This is a genomic window from Ruminococcus sp. OA3 (genome assembly GCF_022440845.1).
Lineage (GTDB): Bacteria > Bacillota > Clostridia > Lachnospirales > Lachnospiraceae > Ruminococcus_G.
In genome coordinates this window covers 485,476-507,970 of record NZ_JAKNTO010000001.1, presented here as the reverse complement: position 1 = coordinate 507,970, position 22,495 = coordinate 485,476, and the positions used below count along the sequence as shown (strand labels likewise).

Annotated in this window: 16 protein-coding genes; 15 read left to right on the top strand and 1 reads right to left on the bottom strand. The window is 50.3% G+C overall.

Translation table 11 applies throughout. The annotated features are described in order from the left end of the window. Positions 1-121: 121 nt before the first annotated feature. From MCG98_RS02435 to MCG98_RS02365, 15 genes are all read left to right on the top strand, one after another. Positions 122-1,213: an ROK family protein gene (locus MCG98_RS02435; protein ID WP_240300288.1), complete on the top strand. Its 1,092-nt coding sequence runs from the start codon at positions 122-124 to the stop codon at positions 1,211-1,213. A 28-nt stretch (positions 1,214-1,241) separates the two neighbouring features. Beyond that, positions 1,242-3,875 (top strand): pyruvate, phosphate dikinase, encoded by a 2,634-nt coding sequence (gene ppdK, locus MCG98_RS02430; RefSeq protein WP_240300286.1) that lies wholly within the window; start codon positions 1,242-1,244, stop codon positions 3,873-3,875. A gap of 90 nt (positions 3,876-3,965) precedes the next feature. Beyond that, the gene (locus MCG98_RS02425; RefSeq protein WP_240300285.1) at positions 3,966-4,772 is read left to right on the top strand and encodes an AraC family transcriptional regulator; all 807 of its coding nucleotides are present in this window, start codon (positions 3,966-3,968) and stop codon (positions 4,770-4,772) included. Between the two features lie 90 nt (positions 4,773-4,862). Continuing rightward, complete coding sequence (locus tag MCG98_RS02420) at positions 4,863-5,954, top strand: ROK family protein (protein WP_240300280.1); 1,092 nt, start codon at positions 4,863-4,865, stop codon at positions 5,952-5,954. 333 nt (positions 5,955-6,287) lie between these two features. Then, positions 6,288-7,547, top strand: a complete 1,260-nt coding sequence (locus MCG98_RS02415) for a Glu/Leu/Phe/Val dehydrogenase (protein ID WP_240300278.1) — start codon at positions 6,288-6,290, stop codon at positions 7,545-7,547. 132 nt (positions 7,548-7,679) lie between these two features. Next, a complete protein-coding gene (locus tag MCG98_RS02410; protein ID WP_240300277.1) occupies positions 7,680-9,125 on the top strand; it encodes an aldehyde dehydrogenase family protein in 1,446 nt (481 codons plus the stop codon). Positions 9,126-9,142: 17 nt separating this feature from the next. Beyond that, positions 9,143-10,021, top strand: a complete 879-nt coding sequence (locus MCG98_RS02405) for a sugar phosphate isomerase/epimerase family protein (RefSeq protein WP_240300276.1) — start codon at positions 9,143-9,145, stop codon at positions 10,019-10,021. A 27-nt stretch (positions 10,022-10,048) separates the two neighbouring features. Then, positions 10,049-11,800 (top strand): cobalamin-dependent protein, encoded by a 1,752-nt coding sequence (locus MCG98_RS18925; RefSeq protein ID WP_240300275.1) that lies wholly within the window; start codon positions 10,049-10,051, stop codon positions 11,798-11,800. 18 nt (positions 11,801-11,818) lie between these two features. Continuing rightward, positions 11,819-12,694 carry a class II fructose-bisphosphate aldolase gene (locus tag MCG98_RS02395; protein ID WP_240300273.1) on the top strand — a complete coding sequence of 292 codons (876 nt, stop codon included), beginning with the start codon at positions 11,819-11,821 and terminating at the stop codon, positions 12,692-12,694. Continuing rightward, on the top strand, positions 12,691-13,722 hold the full coding sequence (locus MCG98_RS02390; protein WP_240300272.1) for an alcohol dehydrogenase catalytic domain-containing protein: 1,032 nt from the start codon (positions 12,691-12,693) through the stop codon (positions 13,720-13,722). Before MCG98_RS02395 ends, MCG98_RS02390 begins: the two co-directional genes overlap by 4 nt. Before the next feature lie 23 nt (positions 13,723-13,745). Next, the gene (locus MCG98_RS02385) at positions 13,746-15,236 is read left to right on the top strand and encodes an FGGY family carbohydrate kinase (RefSeq protein ID WP_240300271.1); all 1,491 of its coding nucleotides are present in this window, start codon (positions 13,746-13,748) and stop codon (positions 15,234-15,236) included. A gap of 12 nt (positions 15,237-15,248) precedes the next feature. Continuing rightward, positions 15,249-16,691: an aminotransferase class III-fold pyridoxal phosphate-dependent enzyme gene (locus MCG98_RS02380; RefSeq protein ID WP_240300270.1), complete on the top strand. Its 1,443-nt coding sequence runs from the start codon at positions 15,249-15,251 to the stop codon at positions 16,689-16,691. 142 nt (positions 16,692-16,833) lie between these two features. Continuing rightward, positions 16,834-17,622 (top strand): SDR family NAD(P)-dependent oxidoreductase, encoded by a 789-nt coding sequence (locus MCG98_RS02375; RefSeq protein WP_240300269.1) that lies wholly within the window; start codon positions 16,834-16,836, stop codon positions 17,620-17,622. 33 nt (positions 17,623-17,655) lie between these two features. After that, positions 17,656-19,269: a hydantoinase/oxoprolinase family protein gene (locus MCG98_RS02370; RefSeq protein ID WP_240300268.1), complete on the top strand. Its 1,614-nt coding sequence runs from the start codon at positions 17,656-17,658 to the stop codon at positions 19,267-19,269. Positions 19,270-19,594: 325 nt separating this feature from the next. Then, a complete protein-coding gene (locus MCG98_RS02365; protein ID WP_240300267.1) occupies positions 19,595-20,626 on the top strand; it encodes an alcohol dehydrogenase catalytic domain-containing protein in 1,032 nt (343 codons plus the stop codon). 760 nt (positions 20,627-21,386) lie between these two features. On the opposite strand, the gene MCG98_RS02360 is transcribed toward MCG98_RS02365, so the two are convergent. Then, positions 21,387-22,253 (bottom strand): AraC family transcriptional regulator, encoded by an 867-nt coding sequence (locus tag MCG98_RS02360; protein ID WP_240300266.1) that lies wholly within the window; start codon positions 22,251-22,253, stop codon positions 21,387-21,389. Between the last annotated feature and the right edge of the window lie 242 nt (positions 22,254-22,495).

The following is a 22,495-nucleotide window of genomic DNA, read 5'->3' as shown; positions in this document are numbered from 1 at the left end:
ACCTGTTCCGGAATTTTAAGCATATTATTATATAATATATGATATATATAATGATTAATATTGACTTTGCTGAGGGGGAAATGCTACGATACCTGGGAAGATAAAGATAGGGTGATAAATTATGGTAACGATGAGAAATGATATTACAAAAGTAAAAGAGATCAATATAGAGCTGATCAAATCGGCACTTAAAAACCTGGGTACGGCCACAAAAGCACAGATTGCTGAGGCTACAGATATCAGCGTGGCAACATGCGGCAAGATTTTGAATGAATTGTGCCACACAGGTGAAGCACTGGAAGCTGCGGTGGCATCCGGAGGATACGGGCGCCCTGCGAAAAGATATGTGTACAACGGCAATTATGCATTCATTGCATGCATTTATGCGGAAATGGTAAAGGGCAGAACAAAGATCAGTACGGTTGTGAGTAATCTGCTGGGTGAGCTTCAGGGAGAAAGCACGCAGGAGGCAGATGATGTGACATACGAAACTCTGGAAGAACAGATCGCAGTTCTGCTCAGAAAGTATCCAAAACTGCGGGCTGTGGCGATAGGAATTCCAGGATATATCACGAATGATGTCGTTGACCTGTGCAATTTTGTCAGTCTGATGGGGGTACCCCTGCAAAGCAGGCTGCAGGAGAAATTCTCCGAGGTTCGGATACTGGTGGAAAATGATATGAATGCAGCTGCATTTGGATTTTACCGAAGCAAAGACATGGATAAAAATGCGACAATTGCATTTATTTATTCCCCTGTCGAGCCGGTAAAAAAACTGGAAGTCAAAATGAAAGAACGCGAAGATGAAAAGCGAAATAAGCTGCTCAGTTTTGGCATTAATTTTGGATCAGGTTTCGTGTCGGGGGGAAAGATCCTCCGCGGTGCAACAGGATTTGCGGGAGAAGTTGCTTTTCTCCCGATGCCCTGCATAGCGGAGAAAAAGGAGATCGAGGTGACCGTGGAGACAATGGCTTATATCATTGGTTCCATCGTACCCATCTTAAATCCTGAGATTATTGCCCTGACAGGAGTATTTTTTAACGAGGAAAATATAGAAAAGATCCGGGTCAGCTGTCTGAGGCTGATCAGTCCGCAGCATATGCCGCAGATTATGATGCGTGATGACATCCATGATGATTACGTAAATGGTCTGCTGAATCTTGCGCTGGAAGAGCTGGCGTGCAGCGTGGCACTGGTTGAAAGGCATATTTAAACAATTAACAACTAATGGAGGAAATACGATGGCGAAATGGGTTTATATGTTCACGGAAGGAAATGCAGACATGAGGGACCTGCTGGGCGGCAAGGGCGCCAACCTGGCAGAGATGACAAACCTCGGCCTTCCCATCCCGCAGGGGTTCACGGTGACGACGGAAGCGTGCACCAACTACTATGAGAACGGGAAACAGATCTCGGATGAGATCCGGCAGCAGATCTTTGGGGCGCTCGGAAAGCTGGAGAAGCTCCAGGGGAAGACGTTTGGTGATGTCGGCGACCCGCTGCTGGTATCCGTGCGCTCCGGTGCGCGCGCATCCATGCCGGGCATGATGGACACGATCCTGAACCTGGGACTGAACGATGAGGCGGTGGAAGGGTTCGCGAAGAAGACGGGGAACCCCCGTTTTGCCTACGACTCCTACCGCCGGTTCATCCAGATGTATTCGGACGTGGTGATGGAGGTGCCGAAATCCTTCTTCGAGAAGATCATCGATGAGGTCAAAGAGGAAAAAGGCGTCCATTACGATACGGAACTGACGGTTGAGGACCTGAAAGTACTGGTGGGCAGATTCAAAGCCGTGTACAAAGAGGCGATGGGTGGGGAGGAATTCCCCCAGGAGCCGCGTGCGCAGCTGATGGGCGCGGTCCAGGCGGTGTTCCGCTCCTGGGACAACCCGCGTGCGATCGTGTACCGCCGGATGAACGACATCCCGGGGGACTGGGGGACCGCGGTGAACGTGCAGGCGATGGTGTTCGGGAACATGGGGGACACCTCCGGAACGGGAGTTGCCTTTACGAGGAACCCGTCGACGGGGGAAAAGGGGATCTACGGGGAATACCTGATCAACGCACAGGGGGAAGACGTGGTTGCCGGCGTGCGCACGCCGCAGCCGATTACGAAACTGGAACAAGACATGCCGGAGTGCTATGCGGGGTTTATGAAGCTTGCGATGAAGCTGGAGGAGCACTACCGGGACATGCAGGATATGGAATTTACGATCCAGGAAGGGAAGCTGTACTTCCTGCAGACGAGGAACGGGAAGCGGACAGCCCCGGCGGCACTTCGGATCGCCTGTGAACTGGTGGACGAAGGGAAGATCACGGAGGAGGAAGCGGTGCTGCGTATCGAGGCGAAGTCCCTGGACCAGCTGCTGCACCCGACGTTTGACGCGGAGGCGTTAAAAGCCGGGAAGGTGATCGGCAGCGCGCTGCCGGCATCCCCGGGTGCGGCAGCGGGAAAAGTGTATTTCACGGCGGATGAGGCGAAGCTGGCACATGAGCGTGGCGAGCGCGTGGTCCTGGTGCGCCTGGAGACATCCCCGGAGGATATCGAGGGGATGCACGCGGCGGAGGGCATCCTGACGGCGCGTGGGGGCATGACTTCCCATGCGGCGGTGGTCGCAAGGGGCATGGGAACCTGCTGCGTCTCCGGCTGCGGCGAGATCCGGATGAATGAGGAGGAGCGATACTTCGAGCTGGGGGGCGAGATGGTCAAAGAGGGCGATTACATTTCCCTGGACGGGACGACCGGCAGGATCTACCTGGGCGATATCCGGACGAAGGAGGCCGAGATCGGTGGGAACTTCCAGCGGATCATGGACTGGGCGGACAAGTACCGCCAGATGAAGGTGCGCACGAACGCGGACACCCCGTCGGATACCAGGAAAGCCGTGGAACTGGGTGCGGAGGGCATCGGCCTGTGCCGGACGGAGCACATGTTCTTCGAGCCGGAGCGGATCCCGAAGATCCGCAAGATGATCCTGTCCGGCACGGCGGAGGCGAGGGAAGCGGCGCTCTCGGAGCTGATCCCGTTCCAGAAAGGGGACTTCAAGGCGATGTACGAGGCGCTTGCGGGGCGCCCGATGACGGTGCGCTACCTGGACCCGCCGCTGCATGAGTTTGTGCCGACGTCGGAGGAAGATATCCGGGCGCTGGCAGAGGAGATGGGTCTGACGGAGGAAGAGGTGCGTGGGAAATGCGAGGACCTGCATGAGTTCAACCCGATGATGGGGCACCGGGGCTGCCGGCTGCCGGTGACATACCCGGAGATCGCCCGGATGCAGACCCGCGCGGTGATGGAGGCTGCCATCGAGGTGAAGGAGGAACAGGGCTATGACATCGTGCCGGAGATCATGATCCCGCTGGTGGGGGAGAAGAAGGAGCTGAAGTTCGTCAGGGACATCGTGGTGGAGACGGCGGAGAAAGTAAAGGCGGAGAAAGGCTCGGACATCGGGTACCATATCGGGACGATGATCGAGATTCCGCGAGCAGCGCTGCTGGCGGATGAGATCGCGGAGGAAGCGGAGTTCTTCTCGTTCGGTACGAACGACCTGACACAGATGACGTTCGGCTTCTCGAGGGATGACGCCGGGAAGTTCCTGGACGCCTACTATAAGGCAAAAATCTACGAATCCGACCCGTTCGCCCGCCTGGACTTAAACGGGGTAGGGCAGCTGGTGGAGATGGCGGCAGAGAAGGGGCGGAAGAGCCGCCCGGGCATCAAGCTGGGCATCTGCGGGGAGCACGGGGGCGACCCGAGCTCGGTAGAGTTCTGCCAGAAAGTAGGGCTTGACTATGTATCCTGCAGCCCGTACCGTGTGCCGATCGCACGGCTTGCAGCAGGGCAGGCAGCTATCAGGGAACAGGAAAAAAATTAATTATGATAAGCGTATCATTAGAACAATAATGGTACGCTTATTTTTCCTCTTTTCGTGTCAGAGAGAGATTTTCTCTATGAGGTATTCTATATGATTGAAGAGAAATTTTACTATTATACAGGCAACATTGATGAGAATGAACCGTTTATGCTGATATCATCGGGCACGGTGCAGTGTGATAAAACATACGGTTATGAGAGAAACAGCTATCCGAATCATATCTTCGAATACATCGCAGATGGAAAAGGAACTGTGGAGATCGACAGTGTTTTATACAGGCCTCAGAAAAGTGATATTTATTTTATCAGAAAAGGCTGCCGGCATAAGTACTATGCAGATCCTGATGACCCATGGAAGAAGATATGGTTTACTGTATCGGGCAAACTGGCAGATTATCTGCTGCAGGCATATCACATCGAGCATATGTGTTGTCTGCACAGCCCGGGACTTCAAAGTTATTTTCAGGATATGCAGCAGCTGTTAAAAAAGGATACGGCAGATCTTCAGAAACAGGCGGTGCTGATCTTTCATGAACTGATCCTGGAGATGTCCCGCATTAATCTTTTGTCCTCCAGGACTCATTCACAGCTTGCATTGCATATAAAAAATTATCTGGATACCAATCTGGAAAACAGGGTGGCCATGCAGGATCTGTGTCAGGTTGTATATAAATCTTTATCTCAGATAAACAGAGTGTTCAAACACGAGTTTGGCATGACACCGAAGGAATATCTCTCCTGTAAGCGAATCAATGCGGCTAAGCTCTACCTGCTGAATACGGAAATCCCGGTTCAGGAGATTGCAAAGCGGCTGCAGTACAGTGATGAGCACCATCTCGCATCCAGCTTTAAAAAACGTACGGGTGTTACGCCAACCGCATACAGGAGAAGCAGCTGAAAATCTCCATCGGGAATCCGATTGACAGGCAATCATCTCAAATGCTATGATAAATGATATAAAATGCCTTGATGAAACGGGGAAACTACAATGCTGACAATGCGAAACGATATAACAAAAGTAAAAGAAATTAATACAGAATTTATTAAATCGGCGCTAAAAAGTCTGGGAATGGCCACAAAGGCACAGATTGCCGACACTACAGGAATCAGTGTGGCAACCTGTGGTAAGATTTTAAATGAGCTCTGTGCCACAGGGGAAGTGCAGGAAGCCGAAATAACATCGGGCGGATACGGACGTCCCGCAAAATCTTATGTCTACAATGGAGACTATGCGATGGTTGCCTGTCTCTACGTGGAGACGGATTGCGGCAAAATAAAACTTTCTGTGATGGTCAGTAACCTGCTGGGGGAAGTACAGGAAGAAGATGTAAAAGAGATTGAGGAAGTGACCAGCGAGACCATCGAAAATGCACTCGCAGAACTGACTGAAAAATACGACAGACTGAGAGCAGCAGCGGTTGGAATACCGGGTTACATTACCGGGGGCAAGATCGGCCTGTGTAATTTTGCAAATCTGATCGGAGTGCCGCTGCAGGAAATATTGCAGGAAAAATTTCCGGATGTCCGAACTTTGGTGGAAAACGATATGAATGCTGCTGCGTTTGGCTTTTATCAGAACAACAGCCGGGATGAAAATGATGCGATTGCTTTCGTATATTCCCCGTTGGAACCACTGACAGGTGCGGATGGACAGGAAGTGGAATTGCTGAGTAAAGAACAGAAAAGGCTGCTGAATATAGGGGTTGATTTTGGAGCGGGTTTTGTATCGGGTGGGCGGATTCTGCGCGGAGCGACTGGATTTGCAGGTGAAGTGGCATTTCTTCCCGCACCGCATCTGGAGAACCTTAACACGACTGAAAACAGGGTGAAGATGGCAGCGCATATTATCGAATCTGTTGTACCGATTTTGAATCCGGGGACCGTGGCTCTGGCCGGGGGATTCTTTGACGCAGAAAATATTGAGGAAATCCAAAGACAGTGTCTGGAACTGATTCAACCACAGCATATGCCGCGTATCATCCTGCGGAACGATATTCATGACGATTATGTAAATGGCCTGCTGAATCTTGCGTTGGGGGAACTGTCATGCAGCGTGGCGCTGGTTGAGCGCCAGTTTTAGACGGGATTGAGTTGATTGAATAAAATTTCAGAACAATTGCAAACCAGAGGATTCTGGTTTTGCAATTGTTTTTTTGTCACTTTTATACAAAAAATCAAGATGGCTTTGGACTTATTACACAGAAATATCTGGATTGCAGAAAAACAATTGACAAATCAGGTATTCAGAATTATTATGTAGTTAATATATAAAAGATATTTTAAAAAGTAAAATCATAAGTAAATTAAAAATAAGCTTATGGTTGGCAGGATGATATCGGAGGGAGGAAAATCATAGATCCTGTGATCAGATTGATGTGTTAAGTCGAAAGGTGAAAAAGTGAGGTAGAGCAAGATGGAAAAGTATAATCCGTTTGATAATGTGATTGCGGTTGTGGAGAATGCGGCACAGAAACTGGGATATGAGCCGGCAGACTATGAGGCGCTGAAATATCCGGAACGTGAACTCCAGGTTTCAATTCCGGTCAGGATGGATGATGGGTCAATCCATGTATTTGAAGGATACCGTGTTCAGCATTCAACGACACGCGGACCGGCAAAGGGCGGTATCCGTTTCCATCCGGCAGTCAACAAAGATGAGGTGAAAGCGCTGGCAGCCTGGATGACGTTCAAGTGTGCGGTGGTTAATATTCCGTACGGTGGAGCAAAGGGCGGTGTTGTAGTTGACCCCAGGAAGCTGTCAAAATCAGAACTCCGCCATATGACACGGCGTTTTACGGCGATGATCGCACCGATCATCGGTCCGGACCAGGATATTCCGGCGCCGGATGTGAATACGAATCCGGAGATCATGGGCTGGATCATGGATACCTACTCCATGCTGAAGGGTCACAGCATGCCGGGAGTGGTTACCGGAAAGCCTCTGGCGATCAACGGCATTCCGGGACGTATGTCGGCGACGGGACGCGGCGTGATGTTTACGACAAAAAACATCCTGACGAAGATGGGGATTCCATTCCAGGATGCCGAAATCGCAATCCAGGGGTTCGGTAATGTGGGCGGAACCGCGGCACGGCTGCTCTACAAAGAAGGGTTCAAAGTTGTCGCAGTCAGTGATGTGTCAGGAGGCCTGTACTGCAAAGACGGGCTGAATATTTACGAACTTCTGGAATTTACTAAAAATAATCCGGATAAGCTGTTCGAGGATTATGAGGCGGAAGGGGTTGTACATATCACAAATGCAGAGGTCCTGGCGACAAAATGTACTGTATTGATACCGGCGGCTATGGAGAACCAGATTAACGGGGAGACGGCAGATTCACTCAGATGCCAGATTGTGATCGAGGCGGCGAATGGACCCACAAGCCTGGAAGGCGATGAGATTCTTGCCGGGAGAGGGATCACCGTTGTGCCTGACATCCTTTGCAACGCCGGAGGTGTTGTCGTTTCGTATCTGGAATGGGTACAGAACCAGCAGGCGATCTACTGGGAGGAGACGGAGACAAATTCCAAGCTGAAACACGTTATGGACCGTTCTTTTGAAGAAGTATGTGAGATGGCAGAAGATAAAAATGTAAATTACCGTGAAGCGGCTTATATGATCGCTATTCAGCGGGTAGTCGAGGCAAAGAAGATCCGCGGGGTATGGCCGTAACATTTTACCCATTTTTGATTGAATAAATAAAAAGTATAATTATAAATAAAACTTTATGGAGGGTTAAGGTTGTAAGAAAACTTTCACCCATCCCTGATCTAAGCCGCAGCGGATGCGGCAGAGGAGGAAAAAATGTACGTTCAGATTGGTGGAGAACACCTGGGAAGGGGATACGATATGTTACCAGTTTTTAATCCGATGACGGGAATCGTCATTGACCATGTTCCGGCACTGACAGATCAGGACATCGCACGTGCGGTGGATGCGGCAGTGGAAGGGCAGAGGGAGTGGGCAGCAAAGCCTCAGAATGAGAGGAACCGGATACTCAGAAAATTCGCAGAAATCGTGTTGTCACGCAGAGAGGAGATCGGGTCTTTACTCTGTTCGGAAAACGGAAAACGAATCGCGGAGGCTGAGGAGGAGGTTGATACCGTAGCCGCATTGATCGAGAGTTACTGCGACAAGGCAAGCCATATCTACGGAAAATCATTGCCGAACGGGACTGATGCCACGTCCTGCCACAATGACATTATCTTTACCAGATATGAGCCGCTTGGTGTGATCGCGTGTCTGCTGCCGTTTAACTTTCCGGTAGAGCTGTGCGGACACAAGATCGCACCGGCTCTTGCAGCGGGGAATTCCGTAATCATCAAACCGCCCTCGGACTGTCCGCTGGCAATCATTAAGATGGTCGAGTGTCTGCACGAAGCGGGTGTTCCTAAAAAGGCTGCCCAGGTGGTGACCGGCCGGGGTTCTGTTGTCGGGGATGCGCTGATCACGAATCCTAAAATTGCGGCGATCACTATGACAGGCGGCACCGAGACGGGGATACATATTGCCGGGATGGCTGCCCGCAACCTGACCCGATGCTATCTGGAGCTCGGCGGAAACGATGCCTTTGTGATTCTGGAGGATGCAGATATTGATCTGACGATTCATCAGGCGCTGGAGAGCCGTGTCAACAATGCCGGCCAGGTGTGCTGTGCATCCAAACGGTATATCGTACACGAGTCGGTGGCAGAAGAATTTACCGAAAAGCTGGTTGCAGCTCTGAAAAAACTGAAGATCGGAGATCCAACGGACCGGTCAAACGATGTGGGCGGCATGATCTCAGAAAATGCGAGAAATGAAGTAGTCGAACAGATCCGTCACACGGTGAAGCAGGGCGCAGAACTTGTATACGGCGGCGAGGCATGGGGGAAAAACTTTATGTCACCGGCAGTACTGACGGGCGTCACCGGGGATATGGATGTGGCAAAAGATATGGAAATCTTCGGCTCCGTATTTCCGATTATCACATTCAAGACGATTGAAGAGGCAGACGCACTTGTAAATAACTGCCCTTATGGACTGAACAGTGCTGTGTTTTCGAGAGATATGACAAAAGCAATCTCCTTTGCCAAACGTATTCAGGCGGGGAGCGCTGTCATCAACGGCGGCGGCAATTACCGCACGGCAGCAATGCCGTTCGGCGGTTATAAGAAGAGCGGTATTGGAAGAGAGGGATCTTCTGAGACGCTGAAAGAATTTCTTCAGGAGAAATCCTATGTGTTAAAAGACGCACTGGGTCAATTTTAGAACGGGAGGTAACAGTTATGATGAAGATTGGTTTGAATACAAACACATTTCCCGGTGAGACGCTGGATGTGCTGATACCACTGGCAAAAGACTTCGGGATCCGCCATTTGGAACTTTGGGGTTCGAATCTGGAGCCGAACGGGAAAGAACGTGTGAACTTCTATGCCTTCTCAGATAAAAACATGAGAAAGGCAAAAGAACAGATCGAAGCTGCGGGGCTGACCGTGGGTGCTCTCTCCTCTGGTCTCGGGCTGGATACGCAGATGACGAGTGATCCGGAATTATTTTCACGGGAACTGGTAACGACAGTGGAGGCCGCGGCATTTTTTGGGGCTAAAGTGGTGAATCATTATTCTGATAAGATTCAGCCGGGGCTCACACCGGAGATGGAACGGCTCCACCAGTACTTCGATGCGGCGGTGAAACGTGCAGAAGAACTCGGCGTCATCCTGGCGCTGGAAAATGAAGCCGGAGATGCCAGCCGGACACCGGAAAATATGCTGAAGATTGTAGAGGCATTTGATTCTCCGAACTTTAAGACGAATTTCGATGCGACAAACTACTACCATGCATCCTGCGAGGCGTTTCCATATGCATACGAACTGCTGCAGAAGCATATCGCATACGTACATATCAAGAACGGAAGACTTTACCGGCCGGGCGGTTTCTGCCCGGATACGAAATGGTTCGGAGGGGCGATGACGTGTGAACCGGGAACGATCTATTACTGTGAAGCAAGGGACGGCGTTGTGAATATTGACGGTCTGGTACACAGGCTCGCACAGGACGGATATCAGGGAATGTGTACCCTGGAGCCACACACGACGCGGGAAAACGCCATCCGTGCGATCCACGGTGAGGTTCGTTATCTCAGGGCGACTGATTTATTCGAATGATACGAAAAGGGGTGTGAAGGAATGGACGTGGCAACGTTAGAATATATCCGCGGGTTAAAGCCGGCTCCTCACGCGGACGGACGTGAGCTGGTGAAAAAAGGAATCGAGATTGGAAACAGTTTTGAGGCACCGCTCACCTGGTATGAGGGCTATGCGAATCATATGGAGTATAAAAAGGCGTGTCAGCGGGAAGGCAGGATCTACTGGTGTCTGCTGATGGGGCTTGCGACGCTTGCGGACGAGGTGGAAGCGGTTAAGCAGATCTACGAATTCCAGGAGCGGACCGGATTTAAGCTTGGATCCATGCTGCACATCCCAAGCGGAAATGTGGCACTGCCGAAAGAATACAGAGAAAATGCACCCAAGACCACAAGTTTTATGCTGGAGAGCCTGGACGACTGGATGGCACTCAGGAATGCGGCTCCGATCGACATCAGCCTGAATGACCACCATCTGGTCTGCCCGAATTCTATCGAGACGACGGTGAATGCACTGAAAGCAGGTGCGGTCCGGGTCGGTTCCTTCGGACAGTTCCTGTGGGACTATCCGGGATTCACCGATGATGTAAAACGCTACTCAGATATGGTCACTTCCCTGGGGATCATGGCGAGCAAACGGGATGATATGTTTGCGGTGGAGACATATCTGGACGACAGCTTTCCCGGGTATTTCATGGATTGCGCGTCGTATGTGGGATATGCGCTGCTTGAGCACTATATCTGTACGAAACTGTGCGGTGCGAGATACGTGATCTCTTTCGGCGGACTGCTGAGCGAGGGAAACACAAGAATCGCCGTGGCCCTGGCGCTGCACGAGTTGATGGGCACTGAGGAACAGCCGGTGCTCACCTATATCAACGGATCCACCAATATGCAGTGGGATCATGACATTGACGGAAACTATGGATTTGCGGCGCAGGAGATGCTGCTGGAGATCTGTGCCGAGAAAAAATTCCACATGGCGCTTGCTATTAACCCGGTGTCGATCACGGAAAAGATTGCCGTGCCGACGCTGCAGGAGCTGCTGAATATCTACAGCTGCGGCAAGCGCGTGGAGGAGAAGGCGGATGAATGGATGCCGCTGATTGACTGGACACCGATCATCGAAATGAAAGACGTGATGGTAAAAGAAGCAAAGACGTATTTTCACAATGCCATGTCCGCGTTCAAAGAGGCGGGCATTGACACGGAGGACCCGCTGGAAATGCTGCTGATGCTGAAGAAATTTGCACCGCAGAAGCTGGAAAAAGCATTCCATTCCTCAACGGCAGACGGACAGAATGAAGAAGTCATTCCTTTTTACCCCACGGTTCTCGGACGCCAGACAAATGAGATGCGTGATGAGATCATACAGGAGCTGAAAGCGGAAGGACTCGGCAAAAGCCTGGAGGGAAAAAAGATTGTGATTGCATCCGGAGATGCACACGCGTATGGTCTGCAGCTGGTGGACGGTGTGCTGCGCGAGATGGGAGCGGTTACGATCAATATCGGAGTGGATATGGACCCCATCGACCTGCTGGATGCTGCGGATGAAGACGGGACTCCATACGTGGGCGTCAGCTGTCACAACGGCCAGGCGCTGGATTACGGAAAACAGCTGCTGGAGCTCGCCCGTGAACGGGGAAGAGAATACATCTTCTTCATGGGAGGAAAATTGAATACCATTTTGCCGGGAGACGCCGAGCCCACAGAGGTTGGACCGATGCTCTGTGACATGGGAATACAGGCAGACAATGACATAAAAACGACGGTTGTGCTGATCAAAGACCACAGCCGGTAGAGAAGGAGTGTGTTGAAAATGTTGGCTTCACCTAAAGTAATGATGACGGACGCACGGAATAAAGGTTACGCGGTACCGGCATTTAACTATTACAATCTGGATGTACTGTTCGCAGTACTGGAAGCAGCTGAGGAGGAGGACGCGCCTGTGATCGTACAGCCGTACAGTGCATACGTTCCATTCCTGCACAATGAGGTTCTGGCAAAGGCGAGTCTGGAGGCGATCGCACAGAGCAGGACGTGTGCGTACCTGCATCTGGACCATGCGACGGACTATGAGCTGATCATGCGCTGCATTGGCAGTGATTATACTTCCGTGATGGTGGACGGTTCCGCGCTGCCGCTGGATGAGAATATCGCACTGACAAAATCGGTGGTAAAGGTGGCGAAATCAGCCGGAATCTATACAGAGGCGGAACTTGGAAGAATCTTCCGGGTCGGCGTGGATGATGACCAGATGGATGACGGTGATGAAACCGCAAGAGTGGAAGACTGTGTGCGCATGGTGGAGGAGACGAAAGTAAGTTCCCTTGCGCCGGCGGTAGGAACCGCTCACGGTGTCTATACGAAACCGCCAAAGATCAATTTTGAGCGGATCAGGGAGATCAGGGCGGCTGTGGATGTGCCGCTGGTACTGCACGGCGGTTCCGGAACCCCGGATGAGATGATCCGCGAGGCGATTTCCTGCGGCATCAGCAAGATCAATGTGGGAACAGAACTGAAATATGCGTGGTCCGGTGCCATGAAGGAAATGTTTAACAAAGGTGAGAAAGAACCAAGAGTCTGCTCGGCGTATGCCCGCCAACAGGTGAAGGAGGTAGCGAAGAAGAAGCTGCGCCTGTTCGGAACAAGCGGACATCACCGTGATATTGTGGAACAGGGAGGGCTGTTATGATGGAAATGATGCGTGGAACGAAATTTAATAAAAATGGCGTCGGACAGGAGAGATGTCCCATCGTTCAGGTGCCGAAGCCTCAGATCACAAGACCGGATGAGGTGCTGATCCGCATTGAGGCGGTAAGCATCTGCGGTACGGATGTGCGGGCACTGGCAAACCCTCCGGCGTTTGACTTCGTGGACGGAATCGTCGTAGGCCACGAGGGCTGCGGTATTGTCGAGGAAGTGGGCGAGGATGTGACAAATTGCAAGGTCGGGGACAAGGTTGTGGTTCATCCGAATATCTGGTGCGGAAAATGTGAACCGTGCCGTACCGGACATATCAATCTGTGTGAAAACTTCCGTCATATCGGCGACCGTATAGACGGCGCGATGGCTGAGTACCTCTGTATCGAGGAGCGGATGGTCTACGTGATCGACAGCGAGGTGCCTTCTTATATCGGAGCGCTGACAGAGCCGCTGGCGTGTGTGCTGAACGGAACCACGACGGTAAAAGCCAAGCCCGGCGATGAGGTTGTCGTGCTGGGCGGAGGTCCAATCGGTTTGATCTTTGCGATGCTTTACAAAGCGGCAGGTGCGCACGTGACGGTATCCGAGCCGATGGAATACCGCAGGGATCTGGCCCTGAAGCTGGGCTGCGATGTGACCGTTAACCCTAAAGAGGCGGACCTTGAGACCGAACTTCGAACATACGCACCCGAAGGCGCAGACATTGTGGTGGATGCAGTCGGCGTAATGCTCCCGGTCGCACTGCAGATTGCCCGAAAGGGAGGACAGATTGTGGTGTTCGGCGTCAATCAGACAGCGCAGGTGACGATCCCGCAGTATCCGATCACGGAAAAGGAACTCACGATCCGCGGGACCTATATCACGAAGGGAACCTTCCCGCTGGCGATCAGGATTATAGAAAACAAGTTGATTCCAATCGATAAACTGATTACTCACAGACTGCCGCTTGAGCAGCTGCTGGATGGCATCGATCTGATGGTAAAAGGTACGGCGGGAAAAGTTGTGATTGAAATCTAACGTACAGAAAGGCGGATGACATTATGACATACCATCTGACTTATGATTTTGGGTCGGGCAGCGTCAAGGCGGCATTGTCCAGTCAGGAGTTCGAGTTATGCGGCATTGAAAATACTCCTTACCCTACCTGTTTCCCAAAGTTCGGATGGGCGGAGCAAAAGCCGGAAGAACACTGGAATGCAATGTGTCAGGCGACGAAGAAGCTTTTGGAAAAAACAAAGGTGGATCCCTCCGATATTGCGGGCATTGCGATCGCACAGACGGCAACCACCATTATTTTCACAGATGTGGATGGAAGTCCCCTTACAGACTGTGTGATGTGGATGGATGGAAGAGCCGAAGCACAGGCGCAGAAGATTAATGAACGCCTGAAAGAAAAGCGATTCAGCGGAAAAAACGTGATCTCAAAGCTTCTGTGGTTTCTGGAAAACAGGCCGGAAATGGTTACGCGCGCGCATGCGATGCTGGATGTCTCAGCGTTTCTTTTTCACAGGATGACGGGTGAATGGGCGTATGAATTCACCGGTTCCCGTGCCACCTGCCTGGTGGATATCGCAAATCGATGCTGGGATGAGGACATGTTTGAGCTGATTGGATTTCCGCGCAGGCTGGTGCCGGAGAGGATCGCAGGTTCAACGGAACTGATCGGACTGCTGACCCCAAATGCGGCAGAGGCACTGGGACTTGTCCCGGGGATTCCGTTGTTCGGGGGCTGTTCGGACCATGCGACGGCGATGCTGGGGACTGGATGCATCCGGCCGGGTGATGCGCACATTTATATGGGAACGAGCGCATGGCTGGCAACGGCGACATCGGATGCCGATTCCCTGCCGGGGCGGATGCCGTCACCGGTTCCGGGGCTCAGATACCATTTCTATGATACCGATTCCGGGGGAAGCTGCATCGACTATCTGCTGAATACATTTTACACCGGAGAAGTGAAACAGGGAGCGGACGTGTATACGCTGATGAATCAGGATATCCAGGAAGCCATTGAGGAGGAAGAGGAACGTGTGTTATTTCTTCCGTTTCTGGCAGGAGCGTCAGCGCCGATCTCCAATACGACAGTGAGAGCCTCGCTGCTGAACCTGACCAGAAGTACGAAACGCCGCCATATCGCGCTGGCCGTGATGCAGGGGGTATGCTTTAATCTCCGTTGGATGCGTGATATACACCGGGAAAGAAATGGCTGGAACCCAAATTTCCTGCGGGGAATCGGAGGAGGCATGGCGAGTGAAGTCTTTGACCAGATGCTTGCTGATGTACTGGATACACCGTTTACCCCGCTTGAGAATCCGCGGTTCGCCGGAAATCTGGGACTGCAGTCCTGTATCGAGGTGGGGCTGGGCAAAGCAAAGGATTTTACTGTACTGGATGACGTCGTGACATGTGGAAAAACGTACATGCCGCGTCCCGGGTATCAGAAGCGATATGACCGGATGTATGAATGTTACCGGGAAAGTTACCAAAGTCTGGAAGATATGTACCGAAAACTGAACGAAACCAATGGGTAAAGGAGAACGATTATGAAGATGGAATATTTAGATGCGTTTAATTACGATGCTGTACATGAGAGAGCAAAATACGTACTGGAACATACAAAGAGGTTGAAACCGGAGGCGGAAAAAGAGTGTCTGGAGTGGTTCGACACCCACTGTGCAACGTCCAAAAGAACGATCGAGGAAGCAAAAAGCGCGATTCCGGGAGGCGTACAGCACAATCTTGCCAACAACTATCCGTTTGCACTGAACTGCGTGAAAGGTGAAGGGGCTTACCTCTATGACATCGACGGTAACAAATATATCGACTTTATCGGTGCCGGAGGTCCTTCCATTCTTGGGAATAATGATCCGGATGTTCACGATGCCGTGATCGAGACACTCAACACAACGGGTTATCTGACAGGCCTGTACCATGAATATGAATATAAACTGGCACAGAAAGTAAAAGAATTTTTCCCATCCGTCGATAAATTCCGTATGATGGGCTCCGGATCTGAGGCATGTATGGCGGCAATCCGCGCGGCGCGTGCATTTTCCGGAAAGAAGAATATCGTAAAGCTGAAAGGTTGTTACCATGGTATTTCCGATCAGCTGATCTATGATATCCGCTACTGTGATTCCAAGACGTCATTTGCTGCAGGGATACCGGATGAATGTTTCGGCAATATATCAGCTGTTATGGTGAATGACCTGAACGCGCTGGAAGATTGCTTCAAAGAAAATGAGAAGAACGGCGGAACGGCATGCTTTATCATGGAAGCCATGGGTCAGGATTCCGGCGTTCTCCCGACAACCCGCGAATACCACAAAGGCGTCAGAGAATTGTGTGACAAATACGATGTGATCCTGATCTACGATGAGGTCGTAACGGCATTCCGCCTGGCACTGGGCGGTGCTCAGGAGTATTTTGATACCCGTGCGGATATCACAGTGTTTGGTAAAGTCATCGCCGGAGGGTTTGCATCTGCCGGAGGATTCGGCGGGCGTGAGGACATTATGAGCGTGCTGACAGCGGGCGTGGCACATATTGCGGGGAATAAGATTGTTGTCGGTGGTACACTGACAGCCAACCCGATCTCCTGCTGTGCAGGTTACGTGACACTTTGCAAGCTGCAGAAAGAAGACATTCCGAACAGACTGAATCAGGCAGGTCTTGAATTTACAAGAAGACTGACAGATCTGGCAAATAAATACGATATTCCGGCGATTATCTCCAGTACAGGATCTGTGCTTCAGATCGACCTGACTGGCATGAAACACGTTGCCACCTTCCCGGAATATTCCAAAGAAGAACAGGCAGCAAAACGGCAGTTTGCGTCCGCGAGAATGACAGATTTTGCGATGGCGCTGGCAGCAAACGGTATCCTGACGGCAGGAGGAAACAAAACATTCCTGAACTACTGTTCTCTGGATATTCTGGATGACGCATTTGAGATCTACGAAAAAGTTTTCTCAATGTATGCGTGAATAAAGCCCTCTTAAAAACTTCTATATTCCCTTAGCTCAAAAGAAGTCCCGGCTGGCCGCCAACCGGCCGGGGGGAGGGAAACGAAGTGATGATTAAATATAAATGATACAACATCCTATAATAAGACAGGAGAAATAGTATATGAAAAATCAGATAGAATTAGCGGGGCAGGCTGCCGTTGTAACCGGCGGAGGTTCCGGTATCGGACGCGCAATCTGTATTCAGCTGGCAGGCCACGGTGCATCAGTCCTTGTAGCGGACATGGCAGTGGATAAGGCACAGGAAACAGCAGAGATCATCCGCAAAAATGGAGGAACAGCCAGTGCCATGCAGGTAAATGTCACTGATACGAAAGATGCACAGGCGATGATTGATAAAGCAGTGGAACTGTACGGGAAAGTAGATTTGCTGTACAACAATGCAGGTATCTGTACAGTCAGCGAAATTGAAAAGATGCCGGAAGCATGGTGGGACGCCATCTTTGCGGTCAACTGTAAAGGTGTGTTCCTGTGTTCACAGGCCGTGATCCCGCAGATGAAAAAACAGGGTTTTGGACGTATTATCAATACTGCTTCCCAGGCGGGAAAAGGTGCGATCCCGAAACAGGTACACTACTGTGCAACCAAGGCAGCTGTGATTGGGTTTACCCGTGCCCTGGCGATGGAATTAAAAGATACGGGGATCCGGGTCAACTGCTTCTGTCCCGGCTCCGTCATGAGTGAGATGACATTGCGGGAAGCACAGGCGGTCTATGAGCTGGACGGCGTAGAACCGGAAGAGTCCCTGAAGGAATGGCAGGCGGCGATACCGCTGGGCCGCTGGGTGACACCGGAGGATGTGGCAGACATTGCGGTCTTCCTCGCTTCTGACTATGCAGAGTATATGACGGGTCAGGCGATCAATATCTCCGGCGGTCAGACGATGCATTAACCACCATAACATAACAGTCAGACAGGAGCGGCTATGCTGATTTTAGGAATGGATACCGGAGGTACGTATACGGACGGCGTGATCATGGACCGGGATACCGGGACAGTGCTGCATACGGCGAAGGCGCTGACTACGCAGTACGACCTGACGGTTGGGATCAGGAACTGCATGGATGCACTTGGTTTTGAATCCTGGCAGCAGATTAATATGGTAAGCCTTTCCACCACTCTGGCGACCAATGCCATTGTAGAAGGAAAAGGCAGCCGGGTGGGGCTTCTGCTACTCGGCGGAAGACCGGACGGGGAGCTACCTGCAGATATATCCGTGGAGCTTCCCGCCAGAGTGGACATCCGCGGCGGGATCAGCAGGCCGCTGGATGAGGGTGAGCTTAATGCTAAGCTTGCCGGATTCCTTCATACATGTGATGCGGTGGCTATATCGGGGTATGCAAGTGTCCGGAATCCGGAACATGAAAGACAGGCGGCACGGCGTGTTGCGGAGGTATTAGATCTTCCGGTGGTCTGTGCACATGAGCTTTCCGGTTCGCTGGGATTTTATGAGCGGACGGTTACGGCGGTGCTGAATGCCAGGCTGATTCCAATTATCAGAAATCTGATCACAACCGTTTACGATGTGATGAGGGAGCGGGGAATCCGGGCCCCTGTAATGATCGTGCGCGGCAACGGAAGTCTGATGCGGGCAGATTATGCCGTGGAACGTCCGGTGGAGACAGTCCTCTCGGGGCCCGCGGCAAGTGTCATCGGAGCCAGGTTCATAAGCGGTTACCAGGATTGTCTGGTTGTTGATATGGGCGGCACCACGACGGACATTGCCTGTCTGCAGAATGGACAGTGCAAAGTTTCAGAGGAGGGGACCTGCCTTGCGGGATGGAGAACCAGGGTAAAGGCTCTGGAGATCTGTACGTTCGGGCTTGGCGGCGACAGTGAGATCAGGAGAAGACCAAACGGCACGATACAAATCGGACCGCGCCGTTTGGTACCGATGTGCAGGTCCGGGGTGTGCAGTGGAAAATCCGGACTCACACCGACAGATGTATTGCATGTGACCGGTGAATATGTACATTGGGAGTTACCTGAAGCTATTCGTGGCATCATGGAATTTGCACAGAAAGCGGCAGCCAAAGCAGACGTTCCTGTATTGCGGGAAGCACAAAGGCTGCGTGAAAAAATCGTGGAAAAACTAGCCCAATATTGCCGCCAAAGTATGGATGTGTTCGGAAATTCAAATATCCGGATACTGGTCGGTACGGGTGCACCGGCACCCATATGGCTGCGGGCTGCGGCTGCCAGACTGGGCATGCGCTGCAATATACCTGAGCACGCCTGTGTTGCAAATGCAGTTGGCGCTGCGGTCGGACAGATTATCGAGACATCCGGCGTACTGCTTAGAAGAAACAAATGGAATGAATCTTACTTTATATATACAGAAAAAGAACGTCTGCGTGCACTGACTTATGATCAGGCGAAAACGCTCGCCAGTCAGCTGGCCTGCCGGTACGCGGAGGAAAAAGCAAAGTTTGCAGGTGCTGCCGATTATTGTATCGACAGAGAAGAATGGGAAGTCCGGGACCAGGACGGAACATTTGTAGAGTGGCATGTGCAGGCGACAGCGGTCGGATACCCGTGAGGTATTGGACTGTACTGAAATTATGGCATCCTATTTTACTTCCTAATATTTTACTCTTGCTGGTCTGTCGGAGAATTTCCTGGCAGACCAGCTCTTTTTTATTTTCCGGATAAATTGTCATGTGTTACGGGGAGGATAAAGGTCTAAACCGGAATAATGTAGCATTTCCTCTGTAAAAAATCTTTCGTTTTATGCGGATAAGCAATTTCGGAATGGATTTTTGACAATAATTCAAATTGATCTTTCTGATATAACCTCTATAATAGTAAGAAAACAAGGGGTTTTACAAATACGAATGGTGTTTCATACAGAAAGGGGTTTGGAAATGCAGGAAAAAATGAATGCTGTCGTCCTGAAAGATGAGGGTAAATTTGCGATTGAGGAAAAACCGGTTCCGAAGATTAAGAAAGACAATGAGATATTAATCAGGATAGACATTTGCAGTATCTGTGGTTCTGATATGATGATCCTGAGGAACCCTCCGGGATATCCGGCAAAAACAGGCATCACGATCGGACATGAGATGGTGGGGACTGTCCTTGAGGTGGGAGCGGGGGTCACCAGCTTCAGGCCGGGAGACCGCGTAGTATGCGACAATAATATGCCATGCGGGCAATGTTATTTCTGCAGGACAGGTCATGCGAGTATGTGTGAGCACCTGAAATGCCTGGGATTTGACGATGACGGATTCTTTGCACAGTATGCGGTTGTTCCGGATGTACTGGCTGTTCAGATTGATAAGGATATTCCACTGGAGACAGCAATCTTCACGGAACCGCTGAACTGTGTGATGAGCGGAGCCAATAAAGTGCGGCTTATGCCGGGGGAAACGGTGGTTGTCATCGGTGCGGGAGCCATTGGCTTATACTTTATCCAGCTGATGAAATTAAATGGGGCCGGCAAGGTAATCTCTGTAGAACCGACGGAATTCCGCAGAGAGTACGCAGGAAATATGGGAGCCGATGTTGTGGTTTCGCCGCAGGAGGCGGATGAGGCTGTCAAGGAGGCGACGAAAGGGCTTGGTGCAGATGTTGTGATTGATGCCGTTGGGTTCTGTATCAAAGATGCAATCCGCTTTGCGAGAAGTTCGGGAAGGATCCTGCTGTTTGGACTCAATATGGCAGCCACTCAGGAAATCTGCCAGAGCCAGATCACCAGAAAGGATCTGACTGTCTACGGCAGCTATATTGGAACGTATACCTGGCATCATACGATTCAGATGCTTGCAAATATTCCGATGAAACTTGAGGATATGATCACTCATCGGCTGGCGCTTGAGGAGTTCGGCGTTGGATTTGAGGCGATGAAGGACGGAAGCGCTTTGGAAGTGGTAATGTATCCGAATGGAAGACCATGAGATGCGTGTAATGTCTTGTAAACGCACCTAACTTGTGATGTAAACTATAAAAAAGATGAAGACTCTCTGTACTTTCCTAATGTGTGTGATTTTATAAATGGTGATTATCGGGAAACTGAATCTACACTCTGTAAAAAAATCTTGAATAAATTTCTGCAATCTGTTATGATATAAACATAGAAGGAAACAACTGCCCAGAAGTGGTTTGACCTGTGAAAGAAGTAGAAAATACCACCCTGACACCTGCCAAAGTTTCAAGGGTGGTTTTTCTATGCGCTACTAAAGACTAATCAAGTAAATGAATGTCAGTAGTGCAACCAAAAATAATCCGAACTGCATCAAGTCGTTAAAGCTGAATTTGTTCTTCATAAGCACCACCCCCATTCTATGTAGAATGAGGTCAACGCCACCCTAAACACAATTGTTTCCTAAAATGAATATACCATAATTTACCAGGTAGGTCAACAAAAAATATATCTTCCATAACCTTATTGAAGTTTATAATTTCATATGATATAATAAACCTGTCAGGGTAAAACCTGTGGATTGAAATAATAATGTTATGAATAGAGAAGAGATTGCTATATAATAAATATGAGCAAGCTCTTCTTTATTTTTGTTAGCAGTTTGTTTTGGGCTTTGCGACGTCTCATGCAAACTGATCTAACTTCTTCAAATTTTTTCATGGAACGAAGATACATCACACCTGAGTTTACACTGGAAAAGAACGGAAAGCGCATTTATTGTTCGTGTTCATGAGTCATGGAAGAAAATTGTCTGAGGGATTATAATCCCTGAATTCTGTCGGCGAATATCCAAATTCTTTTTTAAAAGCCCGCGCGAAATTGGAGCCGCTGGAGAAGCCGACGATTTCACCGATCTTCTCAACACTCAGATTGCTTGTGAGCAGCAGGCGTTTTGCGCTGTCAAAACGGACACTTGCAAGATACTGGTGTGGGGTGCAGCCGTGGACCTGCTGGAAGGCACGGATAAAATAATAGACGGACAGATTGCAGCCCTTGGCAAGATTCTGTACAGTCAGGTTCTCGCTGTGGAATTTGTCTATGTAGCGGGCGACCTCGATCATGCTCAGATTGGTGTCCTCCTGGGAGAGCGGGTTGAGCAGAGTCAGAGCCGTGAGGATATCATGAAGGTAAAGGGAGCCCAGGAACTCGTTGATCTGGTTGGCTGCGAACATATTCATGATAAAACTGAATTTTTTTGACATGGACAGGATGTCGTCGGTGTAAAATACAGGGCCGTTGTGTTCATTATTTTCATACAGCATATCAAAGAAATTCTGTACCATAATACCGCTGAACTGGATCCACTGCATGGAAAGACGGTCCCTGACGTAATAATGGCAGTCAATTTTACTGTCCAGCACGAAGACTGTTCCCTGCGGCGCGAGATACGTACTGCCGTTCATTTCAATGTACAGTCTTCCTTTCTGAATCAGCATCACATAAAAGCTCTCAGGCATGCCGCCTTTGATGACGGTATAAGCGTCATCACACTGATAATCCCCGCCCGATATCAGATAAAACAGTGTTTTTTTAGCAAACACACTTGCGACATGAAAATATTCCTGGGAAGTCGCGAGCACCCCAACGTCATAATTCCTCATAAACACCTGCCTTGGATTTTAAATCAAACTTACCGCCATCGTTCTTTTTATTCTAATATCCACTCCCGGAAATGTCAAACAGCTTGTTTTGATTATGATTTCAGATCGCGGCAAAAATTTTTCTGGCAGGAAATATCAATAATCTGGCAATGTAGAGATTTGACTTTCTTAATTACTGTTTTTCATTTATCATAGAGACAGACAGCTATACCATGAAGGAATAAGGAGGAAAGAATACTTTC

What these genes read in the sequence shown, in the direction of transcription:
- MCG98_RS02435 (WP_240300288.1), top strand. Translation starts at nt 122, where the DNA reads ATGGTAACGATGAGAAATGATATTACAAAAGTAAAAGAGATCAATATA.
- ppdK (WP_240300286.1), top strand. Translation starts at nt 1,242, where the DNA reads ATGGCGAAATGGGTTTATATGTTCACGGAAGGAAATGCAGACATGAGG.
- MCG98_RS02425 (WP_240300285.1), top strand. Translation starts at nt 3,966, where the DNA reads ATGATTGAAGAGAAATTTTACTATTATACAGGCAACATTGATGAGAAT.
- MCG98_RS02420 (WP_240300280.1), top strand. Translation starts at nt 4,863, where the DNA reads ATGCTGACAATGCGAAACGATATAACAAAAGTAAAAGAAATTAATACA.
- MCG98_RS02415 (WP_240300278.1), top strand. Translation starts at nt 6,288, where the DNA reads ATGGAAAAGTATAATCCGTTTGATAATGTGATTGCGGTTGTGGAGAAT.
- MCG98_RS02410 (WP_240300277.1), top strand. Translation starts at nt 7,680, where the DNA reads ATGTACGTTCAGATTGGTGGAGAACACCTGGGAAGGGGATACGATATG.
- MCG98_RS02405 (WP_240300276.1), top strand. Translation starts at nt 9,143, where the DNA reads ATGATGAAGATTGGTTTGAATACAAACACATTTCCCGGTGAGACGCTG.
- MCG98_RS02395 (WP_240300273.1), top strand. Translation starts at nt 11,819, where the DNA reads ATGTTGGCTTCACCTAAAGTAATGATGACGGACGCACGGAATAAAGGT.
- MCG98_RS02390 (WP_240300272.1), top strand. Translation starts at nt 12,691, where the DNA reads ATGATGGAAATGATGCGTGGAACGAAATTTAATAAAAATGGCGTCGGA.
- MCG98_RS02385 (WP_240300271.1), top strand. Translation starts at nt 13,746, where the DNA reads ATGACATACCATCTGACTTATGATTTTGGGTCGGGCAGCGTCAAGGCG.
- MCG98_RS02380 (WP_240300270.1), top strand. Translation starts at nt 15,249, where the DNA reads ATGAAGATGGAATATTTAGATGCGTTTAATTACGATGCTGTACATGAG.
- MCG98_RS02375 (WP_240300269.1), top strand. Translation starts at nt 16,834, where the DNA reads ATGAAAAATCAGATAGAATTAGCGGGGCAGGCTGCCGTTGTAACCGGC.
- MCG98_RS02370 (WP_240300268.1), top strand. Translation starts at nt 17,656, where the DNA reads ATGCTGATTTTAGGAATGGATACCGGAGGTACGTATACGGACGGCGTG.
- MCG98_RS02365 (WP_240300267.1), top strand. Translation starts at nt 19,595, where the DNA reads ATGCAGGAAAAAATGAATGCTGTCGTCCTGAAAGATGAGGGTAAATTT.
- MCG98_RS02360 (WP_240300266.1), bottom strand. Translation starts at nt 22,253, where the DNA reads ATGAGGAATTATGACGTTGGGGTGCTCGCGACTTCCCAGGAATATTTT.